The organism is Rhodococcus sp. 7Tela_A2 (assembly GCF_049311045.1).
Taxonomy (GTDB): domain Bacteria; phylum Actinomycetota; class Actinomycetes; order Mycobacteriales; family Mycobacteriaceae; genus Rhodococcus.
In genome coordinates this window covers 26,153-50,418 of record NZ_JAXION010000003.1, presented here as the reverse complement: position 1 = coordinate 50,418, position 24,266 = coordinate 26,153, and the positions used below count along the sequence as shown (strand labels likewise).

Annotated in this window: 22 protein-coding genes; 16 read left to right on the top strand and 6 right to left on the bottom strand. The window is 68.4% G+C overall.

Annotation, left to right across the window (positions count from 1 at the left end; translation table 11 throughout):
* Positions 1–33 precede the first annotated feature (33 nt).
* The 12 genes from TVH25_RS01200 to mnhG all read left to right on the top strand — a co-directional run bounded on the left by TVH25_RS01200 (position 34) and on the right by mnhG (position 15,724).
* The gene (locus tag TVH25_RS01200) at positions 34–3,513 is read left to right on the top strand and encodes a TM0106 family RecB-like putative nuclease (protein ID WP_422423197.1); all 3,480 of its coding nucleotides are present in this window, start codon (positions 34–36) and stop codon (positions 3,511–3,513) included.
* Positions 3,514–3,617: 104 nt separating this feature from the next.
* On the top strand, positions 3,618–4,082 hold the full coding sequence (locus TVH25_RS01195) for an SRPBCC family protein (RefSeq protein WP_169619230.1): 465 nt from the start codon (positions 3,618–3,620) through the stop codon (positions 4,080–4,082).
* Between the two features lie 123 nt (positions 4,083–4,205).
* Positions 4,206–4,934: a phosphatidylserine decarboxylase gene (locus TVH25_RS01190; RefSeq protein WP_296550310.1), complete on the top strand. Its 729-nt coding sequence runs from the start codon at positions 4,206–4,208 to the stop codon at positions 4,932–4,934.
* A 59-nt stretch (positions 4,935–4,993) separates the two neighbouring features.
* Positions 4,994–5,848, top strand: a complete 855-nt coding sequence (locus tag TVH25_RS01185) for a CDP-alcohol phosphatidyltransferase family protein (protein ID WP_296550311.1) — start codon at positions 4,994–4,996, stop codon at positions 5,846–5,848.
* 20 nt (positions 5,849–5,868) lie between these two features.
* Complete coding sequence (locus TVH25_RS01180) at positions 5,869–8,058, top strand: AAA family ATPase (RefSeq protein ID WP_296550312.1); 2,190 nt, start codon at positions 5,869–5,871, stop codon at positions 8,056–8,058.
* Position 8,059: 1 nt separating this feature from the next.
* Positions 8,060–9,241: a hypothetical protein gene (locus TVH25_RS01175; RefSeq protein WP_422423176.1), complete on the top strand. Its 1,182-nt coding sequence runs from the start codon at positions 8,060–8,062 to the stop codon at positions 9,239–9,241.
* 281 nt (positions 9,242–9,522) lie between these two features.
* Positions 9,523–12,360 (top strand): Na+/H+ antiporter subunit A, encoded by a 2,838-nt coding sequence (locus TVH25_RS01170; protein WP_169651322.1) that lies wholly within the window; start codon positions 9,523–9,525, stop codon positions 12,358–12,360.
* On the top strand, positions 12,360–13,004 hold the full coding sequence (locus TVH25_RS01165; RefSeq protein ID WP_422423196.1) for a Na(+)/H(+) antiporter subunit C: 645 nt from the start codon (positions 12,360–12,362) through the stop codon (positions 13,002–13,004). Before TVH25_RS01170 ends, TVH25_RS01165 begins: the two co-directional genes overlap by 1 nt.
* Positions 13,001–14,590 carry a Na+/H+ antiporter subunit D gene (locus tag TVH25_RS01160; RefSeq protein WP_169619220.1) on the top strand — a complete coding sequence of 530 codons (1,590 nt, stop codon included), beginning with the start codon at positions 13,001–13,003 and terminating at the stop codon, positions 14,588–14,590. The genes TVH25_RS01165 and TVH25_RS01160 overlap by 4 nt, the downstream gene beginning before the upstream one ends.
* Entirely contained in the window at positions 14,590–15,135 is a 546-nt protein-coding gene (locus tag TVH25_RS01155; protein ID WP_169619597.1) for a Na+/H+ antiporter subunit E, read from the top strand. Before TVH25_RS01160 ends, TVH25_RS01155 begins: the two co-directional genes overlap by 1 nt.
* Positions 15,135–15,395, top strand: coding sequence for a monovalent cation/H+ antiporter complex subunit F (locus tag TVH25_RS01150; protein WP_169619218.1), 261 nt, complete (start codon positions 15,135–15,137; stop codon positions 15,393–15,395). The genes TVH25_RS01155 and TVH25_RS01150 overlap by 1 nt, the downstream gene beginning before the upstream one ends.
* Positions 15,392–15,724: a monovalent cation/H(+) antiporter subunit G gene (mnhG, locus tag TVH25_RS01145; protein WP_169651323.1), complete on the top strand. Its 333-nt coding sequence runs from the start codon at positions 15,392–15,394 to the stop codon at positions 15,722–15,724. The genes TVH25_RS01150 and mnhG overlap by 4 nt, the downstream gene beginning before the upstream one ends.
* A 14-nt stretch (positions 15,725–15,738) precedes the next feature.
* Here the strand turns inward: mnhG and TVH25_RS01140 are convergent, their stop codons facing one another.
* The 4 genes from TVH25_RS01140 to TVH25_RS01125 all read right to left on the bottom strand — a co-directional run bounded on the left by TVH25_RS01140 (position 15,739) and on the right by TVH25_RS01125 (position 18,715).
* Positions 15,739–16,860, bottom strand: a complete 1,122-nt coding sequence (locus TVH25_RS01140) for a glutamate--cysteine ligase (protein ID WP_169619208.1) — start codon at positions 16,858–16,860, stop codon at positions 15,739–15,741.
* Between the two features lie 91 nt (positions 16,861–16,951).
* Positions 16,952–17,608 carry a superoxide dismutase family protein gene (locus TVH25_RS01135; protein WP_169619207.1) on the bottom strand — a complete coding sequence of 219 codons (657 nt, stop codon included), beginning with the start codon at positions 17,606–17,608 and terminating at the stop codon, positions 16,952–16,954.
* Between the two features lie 115 nt (positions 17,609–17,723).
* Positions 17,724–18,323 carry a LytR C-terminal domain-containing protein gene (locus TVH25_RS01130; RefSeq protein WP_296550314.1) on the bottom strand — a complete coding sequence of 200 codons (600 nt, stop codon included), beginning with the start codon at positions 18,321–18,323 and terminating at the stop codon, positions 17,724–17,726.
* Positions 18,324–18,355: 32 nt separating this feature from the next.
* Entirely contained in the window at positions 18,356–18,715 is a 360-nt protein-coding gene (locus TVH25_RS01125; protein ID WP_422423175.1) for a DUF3263 domain-containing protein, read from the bottom strand.
* A gap of 129 nt (positions 18,716–18,844) precedes the next feature.
* On the opposite strand from TVH25_RS01125, the gene TVH25_RS01120 reads away from it, so the two are divergent.
* The 3 genes from TVH25_RS01120 to TVH25_RS01110 are packed head-to-tail and all read left to right on the top strand — an operon-like array spanning position 18,845 to position 21,267.
* Positions 18,845–19,441 carry a peptide deformylase gene (locus TVH25_RS01120; RefSeq protein ID WP_169619201.1) on the top strand — a complete coding sequence of 199 codons (597 nt, stop codon included), beginning with the start codon at positions 18,845–18,847 and terminating at the stop codon, positions 19,439–19,441.
* Positions 19,431–20,420 carry an N-acetylglutamate synthase, CG3035 family gene (locus tag TVH25_RS01115; protein ID WP_422423174.1) on the top strand — a complete coding sequence of 330 codons (990 nt, stop codon included), beginning with the start codon at positions 19,431–19,433 and terminating at the stop codon, positions 20,418–20,420. Before TVH25_RS01120 ends, TVH25_RS01115 begins: the two co-directional genes overlap by 11 nt.
* Before the next feature lie 34 nt (positions 20,421–20,454).
* Positions 20,455–21,267 carry an exodeoxyribonuclease III gene (locus tag TVH25_RS01110; protein ID WP_422423173.1) on the top strand — a complete coding sequence of 271 codons (813 nt, stop codon included), beginning with the start codon at positions 20,455–20,457 and terminating at the stop codon, positions 21,265–21,267.
* A 77-nt stretch (positions 21,268–21,344) separates the two neighbouring features.
* Here TVH25_RS01110 and TVH25_RS01105 read toward each other — a convergent pair whose 3' ends face one another.
* The gene (locus tag TVH25_RS01105; protein ID WP_206036473.1) at positions 21,345–21,707 is read right to left on the bottom strand and encodes a GNAT family N-acetyltransferase; all 363 of its coding nucleotides are present in this window, start codon (positions 21,705–21,707) and stop codon (positions 21,345–21,347) included.
* Positions 21,708–21,858: 151 nt separating this feature from the next.
* Here TVH25_RS01105 and thiD point away from each other — a divergent pair, with 151 nt between their 5' ends.
* Positions 21,859–22,704: a bifunctional hydroxymethylpyrimidine kinase/phosphomethylpyrimidine kinase gene (thiD, locus tag TVH25_RS01100; RefSeq protein ID WP_169619195.1), complete on the top strand. Its 846-nt coding sequence runs from the start codon at positions 21,859–21,861 to the stop codon at positions 22,702–22,704.
* A 16-nt stretch (positions 22,705–22,720) separates the two neighbouring features.
* Here the strand turns inward: thiD and TVH25_RS01095 are convergent, their stop codons facing one another.
* On the bottom strand, positions 22,721–24,244 hold the full coding sequence (locus TVH25_RS01095; RefSeq protein WP_422423172.1) for a M20/M25/M40 family metallo-hydrolase: 1,524 nt from the start codon (positions 24,242–24,244) through the stop codon (positions 22,721–22,723).
* Positions 24,245–24,266: the final 22 nt, after the last annotated feature.

Sequence of the window (24,266 nt, the reverse complement as noted above, 5' to 3'; positions counted from 1 at the left end):
TAGTCGGTGACATCACACGGGGGAGGCGGCGCGATGTTCCTGCTCGACAACGTACTGGTCTACAGTGCCCGCGATCTCGCTGCCGCAGCCTCGTGCGAGTTCGCCGTGCTCTGCGAACTCGACGCCGTTCTCGGGCTCGCGCGGCAGACTCCGGCTGCCGACGATCCGATGCTCGAACGCACCGCGCGACTCGGCAGTCGTCACGAACAGCGGATCCTTGCCGATTTCCGTGCCGAACACGGGTCGGGCGTCGTCGAGATCCCCCGCCCCGAGTCCACGACAGGTGGGCTGGCCGAGGCTGCCCATGCCACCCTCTCGGCCGTCCGCGACGGTGCCCCCGTCGTCTACCAGGGCGCGTTCTTCGACGGGCGCCTCGTCGGGTTCTGCGATTTCCTCGTCCGGGAAGGCGACGCCTACGCGGTATACGACACCAAGCTCTCCCGGCACGCCAAGGTCGAGGCGCTGCTGCAACTCGCCGCGTACGCCGATGCACTCGAGGGCAGCGGGGTGCCCGTCGCCACGCACACCCGTCTGATTCTCGGTCAAGGAATCGTGTCCTCCCACTCGTACGCCGATATCGCCCCGGTATACAAGCGTCGGCGTGCCCATCTGGAGACACTCGTCGACGAGCACCGCCGCGTCGGCGCACCCGCCCGGTGGGAAGCGGGGCACCACACTGCCTGCGGACGATGCGACACGTGCCGCTCACATCTCCGGACGCACCGCGACCTCCTGCTCGTCGCGGGGATGCGGGCCACCCAGCGCGCACGCCTGCGCACCGGCGGGGTGTCGACCATCGACGACCTCGCCGCGCGGAGCGAGCCGGTGGAAGGGTTGTCGCACCGGGCATTCGGATCGCTGCGTGCGCAAGCCAGGGCACAGCTCACGCAAGAGCGGACGGGTACCCCGTTCGCCGAGGTATTCGACGCCGCTCCTCTCGGCTCGCTTCCCGCACCCGACGACGGCGACATCTTCTTCGACTTCGAAGGCGATCCGCTGTGGTGCGAGGACGGCAACCCGGACTGGGGGCTCGAGTATCTGTTCGGAGTCGTCGAAGGCCGCGCAGGAACCCTTGCCTTCCGCCCGTTCTGGGCGCACAACCGCAGCGACGAGCGACGGGCGCTGCTCGACTTTCTCGAATACGTCGCCGAACGCCGCCGGAAACACCCGAGAATGCACGTCTACCACTACGCGGCATACGAGAAGTCTGCGTTGCTCCGACTGGCCGGGCGGCACGGAGCCGGAGAAGACGCGGTCGACCAACTCCTACGTGACGGCGTACTCGTCGACCTGTATCCCCTTGTGCGGGGGTCGATCCGGATCGGAGCATCGTCGTACAGCATCAAGAAGCTCGAACCGCTGTACATGGACGGCCGCGGAGGAGACGTGGTCGATGCCGGTGCCTCGATCGTCGCGTACGCCGACTACTGCGACCTGCGCGACGCAGGACTGTCGGATCGGGCGCAGCAGATGCTCGACTCCATTGCCGCATACAACGAGGCCGATTGCGACTCCACGGTGAAATTGCGGAACTGGCTGCTCGACCGGGCCCGCGAACACGGCATCGCGCCGACGGGCGCTGTCCACGATGAAGCGAGGCCGGAAGCCGAACCGCGCCCGGAGGAAACGCGTCTTTTCGCCTACGCGGGCGACGCAACGACGGGCAATCGCACCCACGACCAGCAAGCGGCCGCGCTCATGGCGGCCTCGCTCGGATACCACCGCCGTGAGCGGAAACCGTTCTGGTGGGCGCATTTCGATCGGCTGGCGGCGCCGGCGGACGAATGGGCCGACACCGGCGACACCCTGATCGCGTCGTCGGTCACGCTCGACGCCGACTGGCACAAGGCCACGCCGCGACAGCGAAAATTGCGACGGCGTGTGCGTCTCGTCGGCGATTTCGATACCGGAAGCACACTGCGGCCGAAGGACAAGGTGTTCCTGCTGTACGAGTCTCCCGGCCCGGAGGGACTGCCCAGCGGAGGCGCGGGCACTCGGTCGTGGTCGAGCGCCGAGGTGGTGGAACGGACGGTCGACCCGCATTTCCACGATGTGCTCGTCGTCGAGGAACTGCTGCAGGGCGACGAGCACTCGTCGCTGCCGATGGCGGTGACGCCCGGAAGCCCGATCCCGTCGACCAGCCTCGAGGCTGCGATCGAATCGGCCGCCTCGGCAATGTGCGACCAACTGCCCACACTCCCCCGCACGGCGGCCGTGGACGTGCTGCGCCGCATCCCGCCGCGTACCCGGTCGGGGGCCGGGCTGCCCGAGGTCGAGGACGCCGATTTCGCGGCAGCGATCACCGCCGCGGTTCTCGACCTCGACGAGTCGTACCTGGCGGTGCAGGGCCCACCGGGCACCGGAAAGACCTACACCGGATCGCGGGTCGTCGCAGCGCTGGTGCGCGAACACGGATGGCGCATCGGCGTGGTCGCCCAATCGCACTCGGTGGTCGAGAACATGCTGGACGGCATCGTCGCTGCCGGCGTCCCCGGAGACCGGGTGGTGAAGGCCAAAACCAAGACCGCCGACCCGGCGTGGACCGCGGTGCCCGATGCCCGGAGTGTGGCCTCGTACCTGAACGCGAGCGAGGGTGGATGCGTCGTCGGCGGTACGGCATGGGATTTCACCAACCCGCCGTGCATCGAGCCCGGCAGTCTCGATCTGCTCGTCGTCGACGAGGCGGGACAGTTCTGCCTGGCGAACACGGTTGCGGTCGCTCGCGCCGCACAGAACCTGCTGCTCCTCGGCGACCCCCAGCAGTTGCCCCAGGTCAGCCAGGGGACACATCCGGAAGCGGTGGACGAATCCGCTCTCGGGTGGCTCGCGGAAGGACACGGCGCACTCCCCGCGGAGCGCGGTTACTTCCTGTCGCTGACATGGCGCATGCATCCGGACCTCTGCGCGCGAGTGTCCGACCTGTCGTACGACGGCAGACTGCTGTCCAAGACAGAGGTGACGTCCGCGCGGGCACTCGACGGGGTGCTGCCCGGCGTCCACACGGTCCGGGTCGACCATCGGGGCAACGCCACCTGCTCCGAGGAGGAGAGCACAGAAATCGTCGGACAGGTCGAAAAGTTGCTGGGTGCTGCATGGACGGGCGACCCCGATATGCCGGCGCGTCCCCTCGACGAGGCCGACATCCTCGTCGTGGCGCCGTACAACGCGCAGGTCGCCTCCATCCGCACGGCACTGTCCGCTGCCGGTCTCGAGCGCGTCCCCGTCGGAACCGTCGACAAATTCCAAGGGCGACAGGCGGCGGTGGTCCTGGTATCGATGACCGCGTCTGCGCTCGAGGACGTTCCTCGGGGCATGTCGTTTCTCTTGTCGAGGAACAGGCTGAACGTGGCTATGTCGCGTGGGCAGTGGTGCGCGATCGTCGTGCAATCGGGAGTTCTGACCGACTGCCTTCCGACAACTCCCGACGCGCTCGCCGAACTCGGCGCATTCCTTCGCCTCACCGGCGGTTGCGATGACCCGGCTACGTCGCCACGCCCGGAGGCGCGCCGGTGACCCGCGACACAATGTCCGCTACGATCGACGCACATCTGTAACCGGAAGTATCAGATATCGGCGCCGGTAGACCGGAACCGAACCGACGAGCACAGGAGTCCCCCGTGTCCCAGACCCTCGAAGCCACCGTCGACATCGCCGCATCACCCGAGCGCGTATGGAGTGTGATCTCCGACCTGAAGCGCATGGGCGAGTGGAGCCCTCAGTGCCGAAAAATGATCATTCGGGGTGGCACCGTCGCGCGCGGCACCAAAACGATCAACATCAACAAGAAGGGCCTGCTCGTGTGGCCCACCACCTCGAAGGTCATCGCCTTCGAACCCGGACGCGAACTGCGGTTCCGCATCAACGAGAACCGGTCGATCTGGTCGTTCACCCTGGAGCCCACGGCGACCGGAACGCGGATCGTGCAGCGTCGCGAAGCACCGCAGGGCACCAGCAAGGTGTCGCAGACCCTCATCAAATACGTTCTGGGGGGCAGCGAACCGTTCGACGACGACATGATCCAGGGAATGAACGCGACCCTCGCACGCATCAAGAACGAGGTCGAAGCCGGAGCCACCGTCTGACGCTTCGGCTCCGCGCATCCCCGACGTCGCTCACGTACCCTGTGGTAGCCCAAGGCCTTGCGGCCGGGTAGCCCGCGGCCCCCGGCCGTGGCGACACACCGAACGCGACACATAAGAGGAGCCGTGGCACGTAAGCCGTCCCCCGCCGGAGAACCCCCCACCAGCGGTATAGCCCACGTCGTCGATCTGGTCCGGCACGTGATTCCGCCGCTCCACCCCGGAGGCGTCCCGTTCGTCGCCGCGCCCCTGGCGGTAGCCGCTCTCGGCCGCCGCCACAAGTGGGTGCGGCGCGCCGGCCTGGCGTCTGCGGCTGCCACAGCCACCTTTTTCCGGCATCCGCATCGGGTACCGCCGAACCGGGTCGGCGTCGTCGTGGCTCCCGCCGACGGCGAGGTCGCGCTCGTCGATACCGCAGCGCCTCCCGCCGAACTCGGCCTCGGCACAGAGCCCCGCCCGCGGGTGAGCATCTTCCTGTCGGTGCTGGACGTGCATGTACAGCGCAGCCCCGTCGGCGGCACCGTACGAAAGGTCGTGCACACGCCGGGCAAGTTCCTCTCCGCCGACCTCGCCGATGCGAGCGAAGTGAACGAGCGCAACAGCATGCTGCTCGAAACACGGGACGGGTGCGAGGTCGTGGTCGTGCAGATCGCCGGCCTGCTCGCCCGCCGGATCGTGTGCGACGCACAGATCGGCGACACCCTTCCGATCGGCGACACGTACGGCCTCATCCGCTTCGGGTCGCGCGTCGATACCTACTTCCCGCCCGGGAGCACACTGCTCGTCGAGCGCGGCCAGCGCACAATCGGCGCCGAGACGGTGATCGCGCAGTTGCCGACTACGCCGCTGTCGTGAATCCTCCCGGTCCGGCAGTCCGCCCGGCCCCGGTTCGGAAGACCCGTAACCGGCCGCAGGTGGTCCGCCTACTCCCCAGTGTCATCACGATTCTCGCGTTGTCGGCGGGTCTGTCGGCGGTGAAGTTCGCACTCGACGGACAACTCGGCACCGCCATCGGACTTGTCGGCGCTGCCGCCGTCCTCGATTCGCTGGACGGCCGCATCGCGCGCATGCTCGATGCGACCAGCAAGATCGGCGCCGAACTCGATTCGTTGTCCGACGCCATCGCCTTCGGTGTCGCGCCCGCACTCGTCCTGTACGTGACGCTGCTCGACGGCAGCGCGTTCGGCTGGATCGTCGCGTTGCTGTACGCAGTGAGCATCGTGCTGCGACTGGCCCGATTCAACACACTGCTCGAAGACGACAGCGTGCCGGCGTACGCACGCGAGTACTTCGTGGGCGTGCCGTCCCCTGCGGGCGCGCTCGTCGCGCTCGCTCCGGTCGCCGCCTACATCCAGTGGGGTGACGGCTGGTGGTCGTCGATGCCGCTCGTCGCGGTGTGGACCTTGATATCGGCGGCCCTGATCGTCAGCCGGGTACCCACCCTCGCGATGAAGTCCGCATCGGTGCCCGCGCGGCTGGCCGTGCTGCTCCTCGCCCTCGTCGCCGTCGCGGCTGCTGCGCTCGTCACCTACCCGTTCGTCCTGATGATCGTGCTCGTGGGCGTCTACCTGCTGCACATCCCCTTCGCCATCCGATCCAAGCGTTGGGTCGCGGCGCGGCCCGAGACATGGGACATCAAACCGGCGGAACGACGCGCGATCCGTGCCCGAACCCGCGCCGCTCGGCCACACCGCGCGGGCGCCCGCCGGGTGACCACGACAGCACGGTCGGCGACGCGCCTGGGCCTGCGTCGTCCCCGCGGGGAGTGAGCACGTTCTAGGCTCGGCGCGTGACCTCTCCACAACTCGCGCTGACCGTCCGACTCAACACCTCCGCGGCCGACGCGCGCCGCGGCGTCGTCCGCCTCCACGCGGAGGCTCTCGCCGCTCTGGGGATCCGGGAATGGGACGCGATCGCGCTGGTGGGGGCACGGCGCACCGCCGCGGTCGCGGGGCTCGCGCCACCCGGGACACCCACCGGCACGATCCTGCTCGACGACGTGACGCTGTCGAACACCGGACTCCGTGAGGACGCCACGGTCGTCGTCGAATCCGTCACCGTGTACGGCGCCCGCACCGTGACGGTCACCGGATCTGCACTCGCGCGACAGTCGATTTCCGACGCCACGTTGCGACAGGCCCTGCTCGGCAAGGTCCTCACCGTCGGTGACGCGGTCTCCCTGCTCCCCCGTGACCTCGGTCCGGGAACGAGCAGTGCCGACACGACGCGGACGCTGTCCCGAACGTTCGGGGTGGCGTGGACGTCGGAACTGCTCACCGTGACCACGGTCGATCCTCAGGGTCCGGTGAGCGTGCAGCCCAACAGCGCGGTCACGTGGCGAAGTGGCGCCGGAACCGGTGGGGGCACCGCTCCCGCCGTCGTCCACGACGCGGGGATCACCCGCACTCCCGACCCGGCCCCCGCTCCTCCGCCGCCTCCGGTGGAAGACCTCGTCGGCGTACAGCCGCAGGTCGCCAAGCTCAGCGAATGGCTCACCCTCGCGCTCGACGAACCCGAACTGCTCCGGACGCTCGGTGCGTCGCCGCACCTGGGCGTACTGGTGACCGGCCCCGCCGGCGTCGGCAAAGCGACGTTCGTGCGCTCGGTCCTCGCGAGCAGGCGGGTTTTCGAACTCGACGGTCCCGGCATCGGCGCGCTCGCGGCCGACGAGCGCCTGCGCCGCGTCGCCGCGGCCGCACAGGACGTCCGCAGTGGTGGCGTCCTGCTGGTCACCGATGCCGATGCGCTTCTTCCCTCCGACGCCGAGCCCGTCGCCACGCTGATCCTGGAGGAACTCCGGCGCGCGGTGGACACCCCCGGCGTCGCACTCGTCGTCACGACCGCCCATCCCGACGACCTCGACGCCAGGGTCCGCGCGCCCGAAATCTGCGATCGTGAGCTGTCGCTGCCACTACCCGACGGCACCACGCGACGCGCGTTGCTCGAGGTGCTGCTGCGCACGGTTCCGTCGGCAGACCTCGACCTGCCGGCAGTCGCCGGCCGTACCCCGGGCTTCGTCGTCGCGGACCTCGCCGCACTGTGCCGCGAGGCCGCACTCCGCGCGGCCTCCCGCGCGAGCCGCGCCGCGGACGAGCCGAAACTCACCCAGGACGACCTGATCGGTGCCCTCGAGGTCATCCGCCCGCTGTCGCGATCGGGAACCGAGGAGCTCGCGATCGGCAGCGTCAGCCTCGACGACGTCGGTGACATGGTCGAAACCAAGCAGGCACTGACGGAAGCCGTGCTGTGGCCGTTGCAGCATCCCGATTCGTTCGCCCGGCTCGGGGTCGATCCGCCGCGAGGTGTGCTGCTCTACGGGCCGCCCGGCTGTGGCAAGACCTACCTGGTCCGGGCACTCGCCGGCACCGGACAGCTGAGTGTGCACGCGGTCAAGGGCGCCGAGCTGATGGACAAGTGGGTCGGTGCGTCGGAGAAGGCCGTGCGCGAACTCTTCCAGCGTGCCCGCAACTCCGCCCCGGCGCTCGTGTTCCTCGACGAGGTCGACGCACTCGCACCGCGGCGCGGGCAGAGTTCGGATTCGGGTGTCGCGGATCGGGTCGTCGCGGCACTGCTGACCGAGCTCGACGGCGTGGAACCGCTCCGGGACGTCGTCGTGGTGGCCGCGACGAACCGTCCGGATCTCATCGATCCGGCACTGCTGCGTCCCGGCAGGCTCGAACGGCTGGTGTTCGTACCGCCGCCCGACGCCGAGGCCCGCGCCGCCATCCTCGAAACGGCCGGCCGGTCCGTCCCGCTGGCCGACGACGTGAACCTTGGGGACCTCGCCCGGCAACTCGACGGGTATTCGGCGGCGGATTGTTCCGCACTGTTGCGTGAGGCCGCGCTCGCCGCGATGCGCCGCAACGTGGATGCCGCGGTGGTGACCTCCGAGGACATGGCCGTGGCGCGCGACAAGGTGCGTCCGTCACTCGACCCGGTGCAGGTCGAGCACCTGCGCACGTACGCCGAGGGTCGCTGACGTGTCTCCCGCCTCGACGGCCGTGCGGCTCGCCGATCCGGTGTCCACGCTCGCCGCGGTCGCTGCGGCGGCGGCGGCCGTCATGGTGCTCGCCGTCGGTGACTCCGTCCTGCCCGCGGGTACGAGCAACGACTACACGCCGGTGATCACCGCGGTGCTCGCGGTGCTGGCCGCGACCGGGCTGCAGCGGTCGGGTTCGCGGCGGACCGCGTGGGCGATCGGGGCGGGTGCCGGTCTGGTGCTCGGCTCGGTGCGGTACATCGTTCCGGTCGACGCATCGTCCGAGACGCTCGCCGTCGTGGGATTCGTGGCGGCCGCGACCACCGGTGTGCTGCTGGGCGCGGCGGCCGCCGGGGCGGGGGGGTCGGCGCGCGGCCCGGGGGCGCGCGGCGCCGGGGCCGGGGCGGCTTTTCTCACGGCAGCGGCCGTGGGTGCGGTGGTGCCGGTCGCGGTGATGCGCTGGACAGTGCCGCAGTGGCTGTTGGTGCTCGCACTCGTCACGCTGGTCGGCGCCGCGATTACCGCCCGGCCCGGGATGCGCGTGCAACGGCTGGACCCACGGGTGTCCGTCATCGCGGTCGTGGCAGCCGGTGTCCTCACGCTCGGCTACCGGCTTCTCGCTGATCTCGTCACGTCGCAGGCGGCCGAAACCGCCGTGCGGATGTGGCTCGTCGTGGTTGTGGCCCTCCTTGCGATCGTGATCGCAGCCGAGATCACCGCCCGCCTCCTCCCGCCGGGCAACGACCGGTTCGTGCTCGCCGCCACCGGGGCGGTCGCTGCGGGATATCCGATCGTTGTCGAACTGTGGGCGGGCGCACCTCGGTGGGTTCTCCTGGTCACGGTCGGTGCCGTACTCGTGGGGGTTCGTCTCGCCCGGTACTTCCCCAGCCCACTCGCCGGATTCGCGGTCGCGATGGTCGTGTCCGTGGCCGCGGTCTGGTTTCCCGAAGAGATCGGCGAGGGAATTCCGCTCGTGGTGCGTGCCGCGCTCGTCGCCGCCGGGACCGGTCTCGCCCTCGCCGCGTCACTGCCGGGATCGGCATCGATCGCGGCGCTGGGGCTCGCGCTCCCCGTGCCGGCCGCGGCAGTGATCGGAGCGGTGTGGGTGTTGCCGGCCGACCCACGGTGGATCGTGCTCGCGCTCGCCGCGACCGTCGGCGCGTGTGCGTGGCAGGTGCGGTAGCCCGATCGGCCTATCGGGTGCCCGGGCGACTCTCCAATTCGATGACAGGTACATCCAATTCGGCGAACCGCGCAGGCACGTGATGCGAAGGGCGTTTCCACCCGATTCGCAAGCGTGCGAAGCCAACCGTTAAGATGGACTCATTCCGTTTCGCCTACTAGAGGCAGAACGAACGCATGTCGGGGCGTCCCGCGTTTCGGCATTGTGCCGTATTTCTTGACAAACGTGTTACGCCGCACAGTCAGACACCGCCGCCTGGCTCGACCCCGACGGAGTGCCTTTTGCTCGCCATACTCTTCGCTCACGCGGTTGCCGCTCTGCTGGCGCCGTCTCTGGTCAGAGTCATGGGGAGAAACGCCTTCCTGCCGCTGGCACTCGTGCCGCTGGGCAGCCTGGGCTGGGTCATCGCGAACTGGGGAACCGAGCAGCGGGTGCAGATCCCGTGGGCGACCTCGCTGTCGATGGATATCGACCTCCGGTTCGATGCGCTCGCCTCGATCATGTGCCTGCTGGTGCTCGGCATCGGATCGCTGATCCTGCTCTACTGCTCCCGCTACTTCGACGACGACGAACCTCGGCTCGGGCTGTTCGCCGCGGAGATGGTCGCCTTCGCCGGAGTGATGTTCGGCCTGGTCGTCAGCGACAACATGCTGCTGCTCTACACCTTCTGGGAACTGACGACCGTGTTGTCGTTCCTGCTGGTCGGCCACTACGCGGAGCGAGCATCGAGCCGCCGTGCGGCGACGCAGGCACTCCTGGTCACGACCGCCGGCGGTCTCGCAATGCTCGTCGGCATCATCATCCTCGGGCAGATGGTGGGCAGCTACAACCTGTCGGCGGTCGTGGAGGCTGCTCCGCACGGTTGGCTGGCGGGGGTTGCCATCGTGCTCGTCCTCATCGGCGCGCTGTCGAAGTCGGCCGTGGTCCCCCTGCACTTCTGGCTGCCCGGCGCGATGGCGGCACCCACCCCGGTGTCCGGTTACCTGCATGCCGCCGCCATGGTCAAGGCCGGCATCTACCTCGTCGCAAGGCTGGCGCCCGGCTTCGCGGACAGCGCCGCATGGCGACCGATCGTCATCGGACTCGGTCTCGCCTCGATGATCCTCGCCGGCTGGCGAGCGTTCCGGGCCTTCGACCTCAAACTGATCCTCGCGTTCGGCACGGTCAGTCAGCTCGGCTTCCTCACCGCACTCGTCGGGATCGGCAGTCGTGAAGCGGCACTGGCCGGGCTCACCATGGTGATTGCGCACGCGATGTTCAAGGCATGCCTGTTCATGGTCGTGGGCGTCATCGACCACTCGACGGGCACCCGCGACATCCGCAAGCTCGCCCACCTCGGCAAGGCGACGCCGCTGCTCGCCGGAGTCGCGGTACTGGCCGCTGCCAGCATGGCCGGGCTACCACCGCTCATCGGCTTCGTCGCGAAGGAAGCTGCGCTCGAGGGCGCACTCGTCGCCGACGTCCTGCCCGAGTGGGCGAGGGTGGCCACCACCGCCGGCATCGTGGTCGGTTCGATCCTCACGCTCGCCTACAGCATCCGGTTCATCTGGGGCGCGTTCGGCCGCAAGCAACTCAAGCGCCCGAGTCCGGCGGTGCAGAACGTGCACGCCCCCGGGTGGCTGCTGATGTCGGCGCCCACCGCGCTTGCCGTCGCCGGTCTCGCCGCCGGGTTCGGCGCGTCGTGGATCGACGGGCTGGTCACCCCCTACGCCGACACGCTCCCGTCCGGGCTCTCGAAGACCTACCATCTCGCGCTGTGGCACGGGCCGACGTTGCCGCTGGGTCTCACGGCAGTGGTGATCGCGGGCGGTACGGCACTGTTCCTCGCGCACCGCACCATCGCGCGACTCAAGTTCGAGCATCCGCCCCTCGGCAACGCCGACCGGATGTACGACGCGACGCTGCGCGGCATGGACCTGTTGTCGCTGCGGCTCACCGGCTTCCTCCAGCGGGGTTCGCTGCCGCTCACCCAGGCGACGATCCTCGTCACGCTCACGTTGCTCCCGACCATTCTCATGTTCGTGTTCGGGGTGGGCACCATGCCGGAGACGCGCCTCTGGGACACCCCGTGGGAGCTGGCGGTCGGCGTGATCGTCGCCGGTGCCGCGATCACCGCAACCGTGCTGCGCAACCGCCTCGGCGGCGTTCTGGTCGTCGGCGTCACCGGCTACGGTCTCGGTCTGCTCTTCGCGATGCACGGAGCGCCCGACCTCGCCTTGACGCAGTTCCTCGTCGAGACCGTCACCCTCGTGATGTTCGTGTTGGTGCTGCGGAAGCTGCCTCCCGAGTCCGACCCGGCAACCGATGCCCAGAGCAGGCTGCCGCGGGCACTGCTCGGCATCGCCGTCGGCCTGGTCGTGACGGGTATCGGTGTCTACGCGGTCGCCGCGCGCAGCGCCGACCCCATCTCGTTGCTGCTTCCCGACGCCGCGTACAACATGGGCGACGGCAAGAACGTCGTCAATGTGCTCCTCGTCGACATCCGTGCCTGGGACACCCTCGGTGAGATCTCGGTGCTGCTGGTCGCCGCGACGGGCGTCGCCAGCCTGGTGTTCCGAACCCGCCGCTTCGGCACCGCACCCCGCGTGTCGGATGCGCCCGCCGCGCAGCTCGATGCGGCATCGGCAAACAACGACACGACGTGGCTGCTGGGCGGTGACCTCATCGATCCGCGATACCGGTCGCTGGTCCTCGAGGTCACGACCCGTCTGGTGTTTCCCACCATGATGGTGCTGTCGGTGTACTTCTACTTCTCCGGGCACAACGCCCCCGGTGGCGGTTTCGCCGGCGGGCTCGTCGCAGGCTTGGCGCTCGTGCTGCGTTACCTGGCCGGAGGACGCTACGAGCTCGGAGAGGCGGTTCCCATCGACGCGGGAAAGATCCTCGGTCTCGGTCTCACCCTCGCCGCCGGCACGGCCCTGGTGTCCGTGCTGCTCGGCGCCCCGGCGCTGTCGTCGGCGACCCTGCAGTTCACCCTGCCGGTGCTCGGCGACATCAAGATCGTGACCGCCCTGTTCTTCGATCTCGGCGTGTACCTGATCGTCGTCGGACTGATCCTCGACGTGCTGCGCAGTCTCGGCGCGCGACTCGACGCCGAGGTCGTGGGGGCAAAGCGATGATGACCGCGAACCTCACCCTGATGGGCGTCGTCGGCGTGTTCGCCGCGTGCGGTGTCTACATGCTCCTCGAACGCAGCATCATCAAGATGCTGCTGGGGCTGCTCCTCATCGGCAACGCCATCAATCTGCTGATCCTCACGCTCTCCGGCCCGTCGGGCAAAGCCCCGATCGTCGGCACGGAGAGCGACTTGCACGAGGACATGGCCGACCCGCTGGCCCAGGCGATGATCCTGACGTCCATCGTGATCACGATGGGTATCGCGGCGTTCGTGCTGGCCCTGACGTACCGGTCGTACACGTTCCGTGCTCGCGACGAGATCGAGAACGACCCCGAAGACACCTTGGTGTCGCGGCGGCGCAGTCCGGCGGAAGCGCCGGGGCGCGACCGCTCCGACGACCCGCTCACCGGCGAGCCCAGCAAAAGCGGCGACGCCTTCGACGCCGAAGGCAACCCGATTCCCCTCGAGGCACTCACCAACATCGAGGACCTCGAGGTGTACGAAGACCTGCACGACGGCGATTTCGACGACCCCACCGACTCCGCGTACGACCCGATCCACAGCGGTGCGGAACCGCACACCAGCGGTTCGGGCGAGGACAGCGACCGGCACGACGACACACACGGAGAGGGTGACCGCCGATGATATTGACCTCGGCCGCCCTCATCCCGCTACCCGTCCTCATCCCGCTGCTCGCAGCCGCCGTCACCCTGATCCTCGGCCGCCGGCCGCGTGCCCAGCGCGGAATCACCGTGTTCGCGTTGGTCGCGACGCTCGTCGTCGCGGTTGCGCTGCTGTACTTCGCCGACCGTGACGGCATCGAAGTGATGCAGGTCGGCGGGTGGGAAGCGCCCATCGGTATCTCCCTGGTGGTCGACCGTCTCGCCGCGCTGATGCTCGTCGTGTCGGCGATCGTCTTGCTGTCGGTGATGCTCTTCGCGGTCGGGCAGGGCATCCACGACGGCGACGAACAACAGCCGGTCTCCATCTTCCTGCCGACCTACCTCGCCCTCACCGCGGGCGTGAACATCGCGTTCCTCGCCGGTGACCTCTTCAATCTGTTCGTCGGATTCGAGGTACTTCTCGCGGCATCGTTTGTGCTGTTGACCATCGGGGCGAGCGCCGACCGCGTCCGGGCCGGTGTCTCGTACGTGATGGTGTCGATGGTGTCGTCGATGGTGTTCCTCGCCGGCATGGGATTCGCCTACGCCGCGACGGGCACCTTGAACCTCGCCCAGATGGCGGTCCGGATGGACGACGTGCCCGAAGGCACCCGTGCGGCGATCTTCGGCGTCCTGCTCGTCGCGTTCGGCATCAAGGCGGCGGTGTTCCCGTTGTCGTCGTGGCTTCCCGACTCGTACCCCACCGCTCCCGCACCCGTCACCGCCGTGTTCGCCGGGCTGCTCACGAAAGTGGGTGTCTACGCGATCATCCGTGCCCACACCCTGCTGTTCCCCGGCGGCGAACTCGACGGGGTGCTGATGGTTGCGGGCCTGCTGACGATGGTCGTCGGCATTCTCGGCGCGATCGCCCAGAACGACATCAAACGTCTGCTGTCGTTCACCCTGGTCAGCCACATCGGCTACATGGTGTTCGGTATCGCGCTGTCGTCCGAGACGGGCCTGGCCGGCGCGGTGTTCTACGTGGGCCACCACATTCTCGTGCAGACGACCCTGTTCCTCGTCGTCGGCCTGATCGAGCGGCAGGCCGGTTCGGCATCGCTGCGCCGCCTCGGCGGGCTCGCCCTCGCCAGCCCGCTGCTCGCAGTGTTGTTCCTGATCCCGGCGCTCAATCTCGGCGGCATCCCGCCGTTCTCCGGATTCATCGGCAAGGTCGCGTTGCTGCAGGCCGGCGCCGAGGACGGCTCGGTTCTCGCGTGGCTGCTCGTCGGCGGCAGCGTGCTGACCAGTCTTCTCACCTTGTACGTCGTGGCGCGGATCTGGACGAAGGCGTTCTGGCGGGCCCGCGCCGACGCTCCCGAGGGCGAACTCGCCGACATCGGTCCCTCCGCGCTCATCGACGAATCCGAAACGGACATCCTTCTCGAGGAGCGCGAGGACGTGGGCAAGATGCCCCGCGCGATGCTCGTGCCGACCATCTGGCTCGTGACGATCGGCGTGTCGCTGACGGTGTTCGCGGGTCCGCTTCTCGATATCAGCCACCGCGCCGCCGAGAACCTGCTGGACCGCTCGGTGTACATCGAAGCCGTGCTGGGAGGTGACGGACGATGATGAAACGCGCCAACGTCGTCAGGCTGTTCGTGCTCGGCTGGATGACCTTCGTGTGGGTGCTGCTGTGGGGCACCTTCAGTATCGCCAACATCCTCGGCGGACTGGTCGTGTCGATCATCGTCATGGTGCTGCTACCGCTCCCGCGCGTTCCCGTCGAAGGCAGAGTGCACCTGTTGTCGGCAGTCCGGCTGGGCATGTACATCTTCATCGAATCGATGCGCTCGACGGTGTCCGTGGGCTGGCTCGCGATCCGTCCGGCGCCACCTCCGGTGACCGGTGTCCTGCGCTGCCGCCTGACCATCAAGTCCGACCTGGTGCTCACACTGTGGACGGACATCATGAACAACATCCCCGGCACCATGGTTCTGGAGATCGACCAGGTGCGCCGCATCGTGTACGTCCACGTCCTGGACGTGAGCACCGACCGCGCGGTGTCGGACTTCTACCGTTCGGCACGACTGATCGAACGCCTCCTGATCAGGACTTTCGAGCGCGATTCCGAATGGCAGCCGAGCCCCTGGCGAAGCGGAACGGAGAGTATCTGATGACCGTGCTGCTGGTGATCTCCGGCGTGCTCTTGTTCGTGTCGGCGGTCCTGATCTGTTACCGGGCCTTCGGCGGCCCCAATTCGCTCGACCGGTTGGTCGGTGTCGACGCCCTGCTGGCGATCGCGATCTGTGGGCTCGCCGTCTGGGCGGTCTACAGTCGCGACACCACCGTCGCGCCCGCGATCGTCGCGCTGGCGCTCGTCGGATTCATCGGGTCGGTATCCATCGCGCGCTTCCGGGTGCGTGACGAACAATGAGCACAGTTCTCGACCTGATCGGCCACATCCTGATTCTCATCGGGGCAGTCGTCTCGTTCACCGCGGCGATCGGGGTGGTGCGCTTCCGCGACACCCTCTCGCGGATGCACCCCGCGACGAAGCCGCAGGTGATCGGGCTCCTCTTCGTGCTCGGCGGGGCGATGCTGATCCTGCGCGGGTCGGTGGATATCTGGATGATGGCGCTCGCCGGCATGTTCATGGTGCTGACCGCACCGGTGATCGCGCACCGGGTGGGACGCATCGCCTACCGGGAACAGCTCGGCCGGGACGGACTGCTCGAAGAAGAGTTCCCCGGCGACGGAACCTGACCGGCGGGGGGCGTTCAGGCCCGTAGTTCGTCGACCAGCGAGTCCACCACGGCCACGAGATCGCCTCCCGTAGCCTCCGCGAGACGTCGCTGCCGTTGATACGACGCTCCGCGCACCGGGATGTCGGCGACCCGCGCCAGTTCGTCGGCGCACCCGAGCCGGGCAGCGGTCGGCGTGATCTGCTCGAGCAGGTCGTGCAGGTCGTCGGTGACGAGGCGTTCGTGACATTCGGGGTCCAGGATCACCTCCGCCTCCAGCCCGTACCGCGCCGCGCGCCACTTGTTTTCCTTGACGTGCCACGGCTGCAGGATCGGAAGGTCTTCACCGCGCTCGAGACACTCGTCGAAGTAGACGACGAGCGAGTGGACGAACGCGACGAGTGCCGCCAGTTCCGCGCGGTTGGTGATGCCGTCGAAGACCCGCACTTCGATCGTGCCCCATTTGGGGGCGGGCCGGATGTCCCAGTGCATCCCACCGGGAGTGTTGATGACCCCGGATTTGAGTTGATCCTCGATGAAGCGTTCGTACTGCGCCCAGTCGGAGAAGTGGTAGGGCAGACCGGCGGTGGGCAACTGCTGGAACATCAGTGCCCGGTTGCTGGCGTAACCGGTGTCGTATCCCGCCCAGATCGGCGACGACGCCGACAACGCGAGCATGTGCGGATACTTCACGAGCAGGGCGTTGAGGATCGGAATGACCTTGTGCGGCGACGACACGCCGACATGGACGTGCACCCCCCAGATCAGCATCTGCCGGCCCCACCAGCGGGTGCGATCGATCATTTCGTCGTAGTGCGGGGCGCTCGTGACGATCTGGTCCGTCCACTGCGCGAACGGGTGGGTGCCCGCGCACATCAGATCGACACCGTGCGGGTCCGCGGCGCGGCGCAACAGCGACAGCGATTCGGAGAGGTCGTCGACCGCTTCGCCCACCGTGTCGTGGACGTCGGTGACGAGTTCGACCGTATTCCGCAGGAACTCCTTCGTCAGACGCGGTGTCTCACCTGCGATCCTGCCGACGGAGTCGAACACGTCCGCTGCACTGTTCGACAGATCGCGGGTGGTCTTGTCGACCAGGGCGATCTCCCACTCCACGCCTACTGTCGGACGGGGAGAACCCGGAAACTCGACTGCCACGATTCGATCCAACCACAAGGGCCCCGCGAACCGATCATGCCCGCGAGGCCCTGTGAGTGGAATTACCGCGTGTGCGGTCTCCGGGGAAACGTCACTCGATTACGCCGCACGCTTGGCGGGCGCCGAGGTTGTCCTCGTGCACGACCACCGAGGTACCTTCTTCACCCTGCAGATCCTCGAGGGTGAACGCGTTCGTGGTCACGGTCGTGGTGGCCGTTCCGTCTTCGTGGACGACGACCGACACCAGGTCACCGCTCTCCGGGACGGAGGTGCTGCCTTCGACCTGCAGGTGCGGGCCGGCGGACAGGAATGCTCCCGGTGCGCCACCCGTGGGAGCGACCGACTCGGGTTCGCACTTGCCGACCGCGTGGACGTGGACACCGTGGTAGCCGGGCGCGAGTCCCTCCACGTCGATCGTGACCTGCACGCCACCGTCCTGTTCGGCGAAGGACACGGTGCCTGCATCAGCGCCGTCGACCGCCTTCAGGCCGGCGGTCAGAGTGGCCGCACCTGCGGCGCCGCCGCCCTGCGCGCTGCCGGCCTGCGCTCCGCCTGCTCCGGATTCGCTGCCGTGGGAGTCCCCGTGGGAGTCGCCGGGGGCAGCGGAACCGGTCCACACCGGCGGTGTCGTACCCGGCACGTCGGTCGGTTCCTCGTTGTTCGAGCATGCGGTCAGGCCGACGGCAGCGATCGCGACAATCGGGGCCAGAGCACGCCAAGACATGCGACGGGTGGAACTGGAGACCATCAAACCGCTCCTTCGAAGTGCCGAAAAGTAAACCGATCATAGCCGGGACCCCGCGCGCCGCTCCTGCCCTGCTACCGGAAAGCCCGATCGGTCGCGTGCGGCACCGTCGGTCCGTCTACGACGCAGCGACGATGACGATCACGCCTGGGGCTTCGTCGGCAAGTCCCGGAAGGCGAGGTTGCGCGGAGACGCCGAGCGCGTCGGCGACCTCGAGCGCGGTTTCCTCCTCGCCGGGTGTCGTCCCGTAGTACACGGTGGTCATACCGACGGTGCCGTTGCTGTAGTTGCCCGTGTCCTCGATCGTGAAGCCTTCGTCCTCGAGCAGACTTGCCGTCTGGGCGGCGAGGCCGGCGACGTTGCTGTTGTTGAGGACGCGGACGGGCGCCGGAGTTGCGGGCGCTGCCGCCGCCGACGATGCGGGGGTGGTGGTGGCCGGGGCAGCCGACGTCGCAGCGGGTGGCTGCGCTGCGTTGGGTGCCGCCGATGCCGCGCCGCCGAACGCACTCGCGGCCGACGCCGACGGAGCGGCCTCGGAGGGTTCGCTGCTCGCGGTGGTGGTCGTCTCGTCGTCGGAGCCGCCGAGTGACGCCATCCCGATCCCGGCGAACAGAATTGCGAGGGAGATCAACACCATCGCGAAGGCCCGGAGGGGTGGCCCCGACGACGACGGTGCTCGGTTGGGTTTCTCGGCGGTTCTGCTCACGCGTTCGACCATAGTTGGCCGACGGTTCACGCGCTGACGCTCGGCTAACGCGTCGTTTCGAATCCGAGGCGTCGTGCGGCGCGTGCCTTCTGGCGGCTCGCCCGGAGCCGACGGAGTCGTTTGACCAGCATGGGATCGGCGGCAAGAGCTTCCGGCCGGTCGACGAGCGCGTTGAGCACTTGGTAATAGCGGGTCGCGGAGAGGCCGAACAGTTCCTTGATGGCTTCTTCCTTGGCGCCGGCGTACTTCCACCACTGCCGCTCGAAAGCCAGAATGTCGTGGTCGCGCCGGCTCAGGCCGTCGTCTCCGATTGCATTCGGATCAGCCGCGCCGGCGATCTTGTCGTCACTGCGCTGGGGCTCTGCACCGGACCGGCCCCCATCGTGCGCTGCTGCGCCGTCCATGTCACTCCTCGAAGCCCGGATCACTCGGGCGACAATTACACCTGTGTGTTTCCGACCGTAATTCAACCACGCGGTTCCGACACGTACCGGCCCGACGAGCACCTCGGACGCGCACTATCCTGTTCCACCATGGCCATTCTTCCGATCGTCATCGTCGGCGACCCCGTCCTGCACAACCCGACCGAACCGGTGACGGAATCCCCCGCCGAGCTCGCTCAGTTGATCGCCGACATGTACGAGACGATGGATGCCGCGAACGGGGTCGGGCTCGCCGCCAACCAGGTCGGCGTCGCCAAGCGCCTGTTCGTCTACGACTGCCCCGACCGGGACGAATCCGGGCACGTCGCGCGCCGCCGGGGAGTTGTCGTCAACCCGGTACTCGAGACGTCCGAGATCCCCGAGACGATGCCGGACCCGGAGGACGACCTCGAAGGGTGCCTGTCCGTGCCCGGCGAGAACTTCCCGACCGGCCGCGCCGAGTGGGCGAAGGTCACCGGAACGGACGCCGACGGCAACCCCGTCGAGATCGAGGGCCACGGCTTCTTCGCGCGCATGCTGCAACACGAGGTCGGCCACCTCGACGGGTACCTCTACGTCGACGTGCTGATCGGCCGCAACGCGCGCGCAGCCAAGAAGACCATCAAGCGTGCCGGATGGGGAACTCCCGGTCTGACGTGGATGCCCGGAACGGTCGAGGACCCGTTCGGGCACGACGATGACGACTGACGAACCTGCCGTACCCGCAGTACCGCTCGGCAGCCGTGTGGTGCTGCGCTATCGCCTCCCCGCGGGATACAGCCATCCCATGACCGATGTGATCGGCGAACTCGTCTCGATGGAACCGGTCGTGGGGGGGGGCCCCGCGGACAAGCGACTTGTGCAGGTCTCGCCGAGCGCCGTGGTGGCCGTGAAGCAGATCGCCGCACGACCGATCCGGACCTCCGAGATCCGGTCGCTCGAACATGCCGCCGCAGCCGGATGGCCAGGCCTGGAACAGGCGTGGATCGACGGCTGGTTCCTGCGGGCGGGCGGCGGTTTCACCGGCCGCGCCAACTCGGCGACCCCGATCGGGGCTCCCGGCACCGTCGCGGACCCTGCCGATCCCGAGGTGCGGGCACGCCTGCGTGACTGGTTCGCCGCGCGTGGCCTTCCGCTGCGTCTCCTCGTCCCCGACCGGCTGGCCCGGATTCCGCAGGGCTGGCCCACCGGCGACAGAGTGGTCGTGATGGGTGCGGATCTCGAGAACGTGCCGCTGCCGGAGGGGCCGGTACCCGTCGCGGTCGCCGGGGAACCGGACGAGGAATGGTTGTCGCTGTACCGGAACGGCACGGTTCCCCCGGTCGGGCAGGCCGTGCTCGGCGCCGTCGCCGCCGGAACCCTCGGATTCGGCCGGATCGGAGCGCCCGGGCAACCGCCCCTCGCCATCGGGCGGGCCGCGGTGACCCATGCCCCGGACGGTCGCCGCTGGGTGGGACTCTCCGCGGTGGAGGTCGCCCCGGAGCACCGGCGCCGCGGCCTCGGGACCCTGCTGTGCGGGTCGCTGCTCGCCTGGGCCCGCGACGCCGGAGCCACCCATGCCTATCTTCAGGTCCACGACGAGAACGTGGCCGCGCGCACGATGTACCGGGAACTCGGGTTCGTCGACCATCACCACTACACGTACGCGACCGAACCCCCGGCTCCGTCGTCCGCCGATCGCGCGTAGTCGTCGCGTCGTACCCCTGGCCTAGAGTGTGGGCGTGCGATTGGCAACGTGGAATGTGAACTCGGTCCGGGCCCGGACCGACCGGATCGTCGACTGGATGCAGCGGACAGGCACCGATGTGCTCGCCATGCAGGAGACGAAGTGCAAGGACGAGCAGTTCCCGACGGAGCGGTTCGAAGAACTGGGCTACGAGGTCGCGCACGTCGGGTTGAGCCAGTGGAACGGCGTCGCCATCGTTTCCCGCGTCGGCCTGGAAGACGTGCAGGTCGGTTTCGAAGACCAGCCCGGCTTCTCCAAGGATCCCGAAATCTCTCCCGCGCTCGAAGCCCGCGCGATCGGCGCGACGTGCGGCGGTGTGCGGGTGTGGAGCCTGTACGTGCCCAACGGCCGCGACCTCAACGATCCGCACTACGCCTACAAACTCGACTGGCTGGCGAAGCTGCGGGCCGACGCGCAGGCGTGGCTCTCCGCCGATCCCGATCAGCAGATCGCCCTCGTCGGCGACTGGAATGTCGCACCCACCGACGACGACGTCTGGGACCCCGCATTCTTCGAAGGCAAGACGCACACCTCGCAGCCCGAGCGCGACGCCTTCCATGCGTTCGCCGACGCCGGGTTCACCGACGTGGTGCGCCCGCATGCGCCGGGCCGCGGGGTGTACACGTACTGGGATTACACGCAGTTGCGGTTCCCCAAGAAGCAGGGCATGCGGATCGACTTCGTGCTCGGTTCTCCCGCGTTTGCCGCACGGGTCACGGGCGCCGAGATCGACCGCAACGAGCGCAAGGGCAAGGGCGCGAGCGACCACGCTCCGGTCATCGTCGATCTGGCGGACGAACCCGCGTAGCGACGTCGGTGTCCCGAAGTCCCATGGCCCGGAGTTCCGCGGCAGGGAGCCGGGCTGTGAGTCCGGCTGCGAGGAGGTCAGGCACCCCGCCTGCGCGCGACCGGACCGGGCGAGACCACGACGTTCTCGTAACCGCCGTGTGAGTCGAGGTAGCGCTGGACATAGGTGCAGATCGGCCGGACCCGCCAGCCGCGTTTCCGTGCGATATCGAGGGAGCCGCCCACCAGGACGGCCGCGAGTCCGCGGTGACCGAAGTCTTCCACGATCACGGTGTGCATGAAGTCCACGATCGGATCGCAGGGCCCGGGCACTCCGGACGGGCAGTTGGTGTCGTAGTAGCCGAGTATGCCGACGAGATCTCCGTTGAGCCGCAGTTCGAAGCGGTTCTGGTCGGCGTTGTCGGACACATCGGCGCTCGGCGTACTGGTGTCCAAGAGCATCTCCAAGCGGTGTTTTCCTGATCAAACTGTGACCTGGACCACTATAGAACACGTTCCTGCAAGAACCTCCGAGCTCCCATTCTTTCGTGACGGGCCCGCCGTGGAGCCGCTGCCGAGGGTGAGCCCCCACAGCCTCGGTAGGGTGAGCGCCGTGGAACTTCTGCCCTTGTCAGCTGCCGGTGAAACGCCGGTTCGCGCCCTCACCATCGCCGGCACCGACTCCGGCGGCGGCGCCGGCATCCAAGCCGACACCCGGACCATGGCGATGTGCGGTGTGCACGCGTGCGTCGCGGTCGCCGCGGTCACGGTGCAGAACTCGGTGGGAGTAGAGGGGTTCCACGAGATTCCTGCCGAGACCGTCGCCGCACAGGTTCGGTGCGTCGTCGACGACATCGGCATCTCGGCTGCCAAGACCGGAATGCTCCCGTCCACCTCGATCATCGAAGCCGTCGCCGCCGTGTGCACCGAGATGGGCATCGGCCGCGATCTGCCGGTACCGCTCGTCGTCGACCCGGTATGCGCATCGATGCACGGCGACCCGCTGGTCCATGCCGATGCACTCGACGCGATCCGTTCGGTGTTGATCCCGCGGGCCACCGTCGTCACCCCGAATCTGGACGAGATCCGTCTCATCACGGGCATCGACGTGGTGGACGACCCGTCGGCGCGGCGCGCGGCCGAGGCCCTGCACGCTCTCGGTGCGCAATGGGCCATCGTCAAGGGCGGGCATCTGCGCACGTCGTCGTCGAGCACCGATTTGTTGTTCGACGGGGATCGGTTCCTCGAATTCACCACCCCCCGGATCGACACGGGCAACGATCACGGCGGCGGCGACACCCTGGCCGCCGCGATCGCCTCGGCTCTCGCACACGGCCGGTCGGTGCCCGACGCGGTGGCGTTCGCGAAGGAGTGGATCACCAAGTGCCTCGAATGGTCGTACGACCTGGGGCGCGGACACGGACCGGTCAACCCGTTGTGGCGGCTACAGGAGAAGTGACCGCAGCCGGTGCGGGTTACTCGGTGAACGCCTCGCGTGCCTGCACTCGTGCGTCGCCGACGGGCACCCCGTCCGGCCCATCCACCGACAACGCGTAGAACGCCGTGCCGTACCCGACCGCCGCCGCGGCTGCGGCGAGCGCGGCGCGGTCCACGTTCGCGACGTCGTCCTCGGCGGTGTGGTAGTTCGGGTCGAATGCCTCCCCGCCGGTACCGCCCCACAGCTCCGCCTGTTCGGCGGTCTTCACATCGTCTGCACCGCTGAACACCCCACCGGCGGGAATGCCGACGGCGACGAACGGTCCGTAATCGGACCTGCCGTCGAAATCGGTGCCCGACACGGTGATGCCGCGCTCCGCGAAGAATTGTGCGAACGTCCGCTCGATCCCCGCCGATCCCTCCGGCCCGGGACCTTCCCCTTCGCCGTCGGAGTCGTCTCCGTCGAAGACGAGGTACCCGGGGTTCGGGGAGCCGAGCATGTCGAAGTTGAGATACAGCGCGATGTCGCGGCGTTCGTCGTCGGACAATCCGTCGATATAACGAGCGGATCCGACGAGCCCGACTTCTTCCGCTCCCCAGAATGCGAAGCGCACCTTGTTGGCAACATCCGGTTCCGCGCCGAGTTGCAGTGCGGTTTCGAGCACGGAGGCGACTCCCGTGCCGTTGTCGTTGATGCCGGGCCCCTCCGGGACGCTGTCGAGATGTGCGCCGACGACCACCACATTGTCGGCCGCGCCGGTGGAGGTCTCGGCGATCACGTTGCGCGAACGCTGCCTCTCGGTCGTGGTGTCGAGAGTCAGATTCACCGAGGATGCCCCTGCGACCGTGTCGGCGTCCTGCCGGGCGAGTCCTCCGACAGGTATCCGGGGTTTCTCGTCTTCGGCGAGTCCCGCATCGGACAGCGGCCCGTCCTCGTTGTTGACGACCAGCACCGCGGCCGCTCCCCGGTCCGCGGCGACCTGCTCCTTCACCGAGAACGTGCACGCACCGCGGTCGACGAGTACCACCGATCCGGAGACGTCGAGGCCGTCGTAGTCGGTGGGCTCACAGCCCGGCGTCTCGTCGGCCGGAATCCGCACGGGGCGCACGGTGAGTCCGTCCGGCCCGGTCGAGGGCGAGAAGCCCAGCGCGCGCACGCCCACGGGGGTGCCGTCGATGTCGAGGGTCTCGGTCTCCACGTCGAACCCGGTCACGTCGAATTCCGGTGTCTGCACCTCGAACCCGGCGTCGCGCAACCGGCCGGCGACGTAGTCGACACTCGCGTCGTATCCGGGGGTGCCGAGCGCGCGGTTGCCGTCGTTCTCGCCGGCGATGCGTTCGAGTTCGCTCAGATGTGCGGTGACCGCCTCGATCTGCACCCGGTCGGCGATCGCGTACGGGTCGAGCGACGGCGGTGCCTGCCCGCTGGGGGAATCGACGCTGCCGGAACCCCCGCTGCCGGAACCACCGCCCTCGGTACTGTCGTCGGCCGCACATCCCGCGACCGACAGGACCGCTACCGCGATCGACAACCCCGCCCGTCCCCACCGTCCGCGCGCCATGGGCAGAGCGTAATCGACCGGT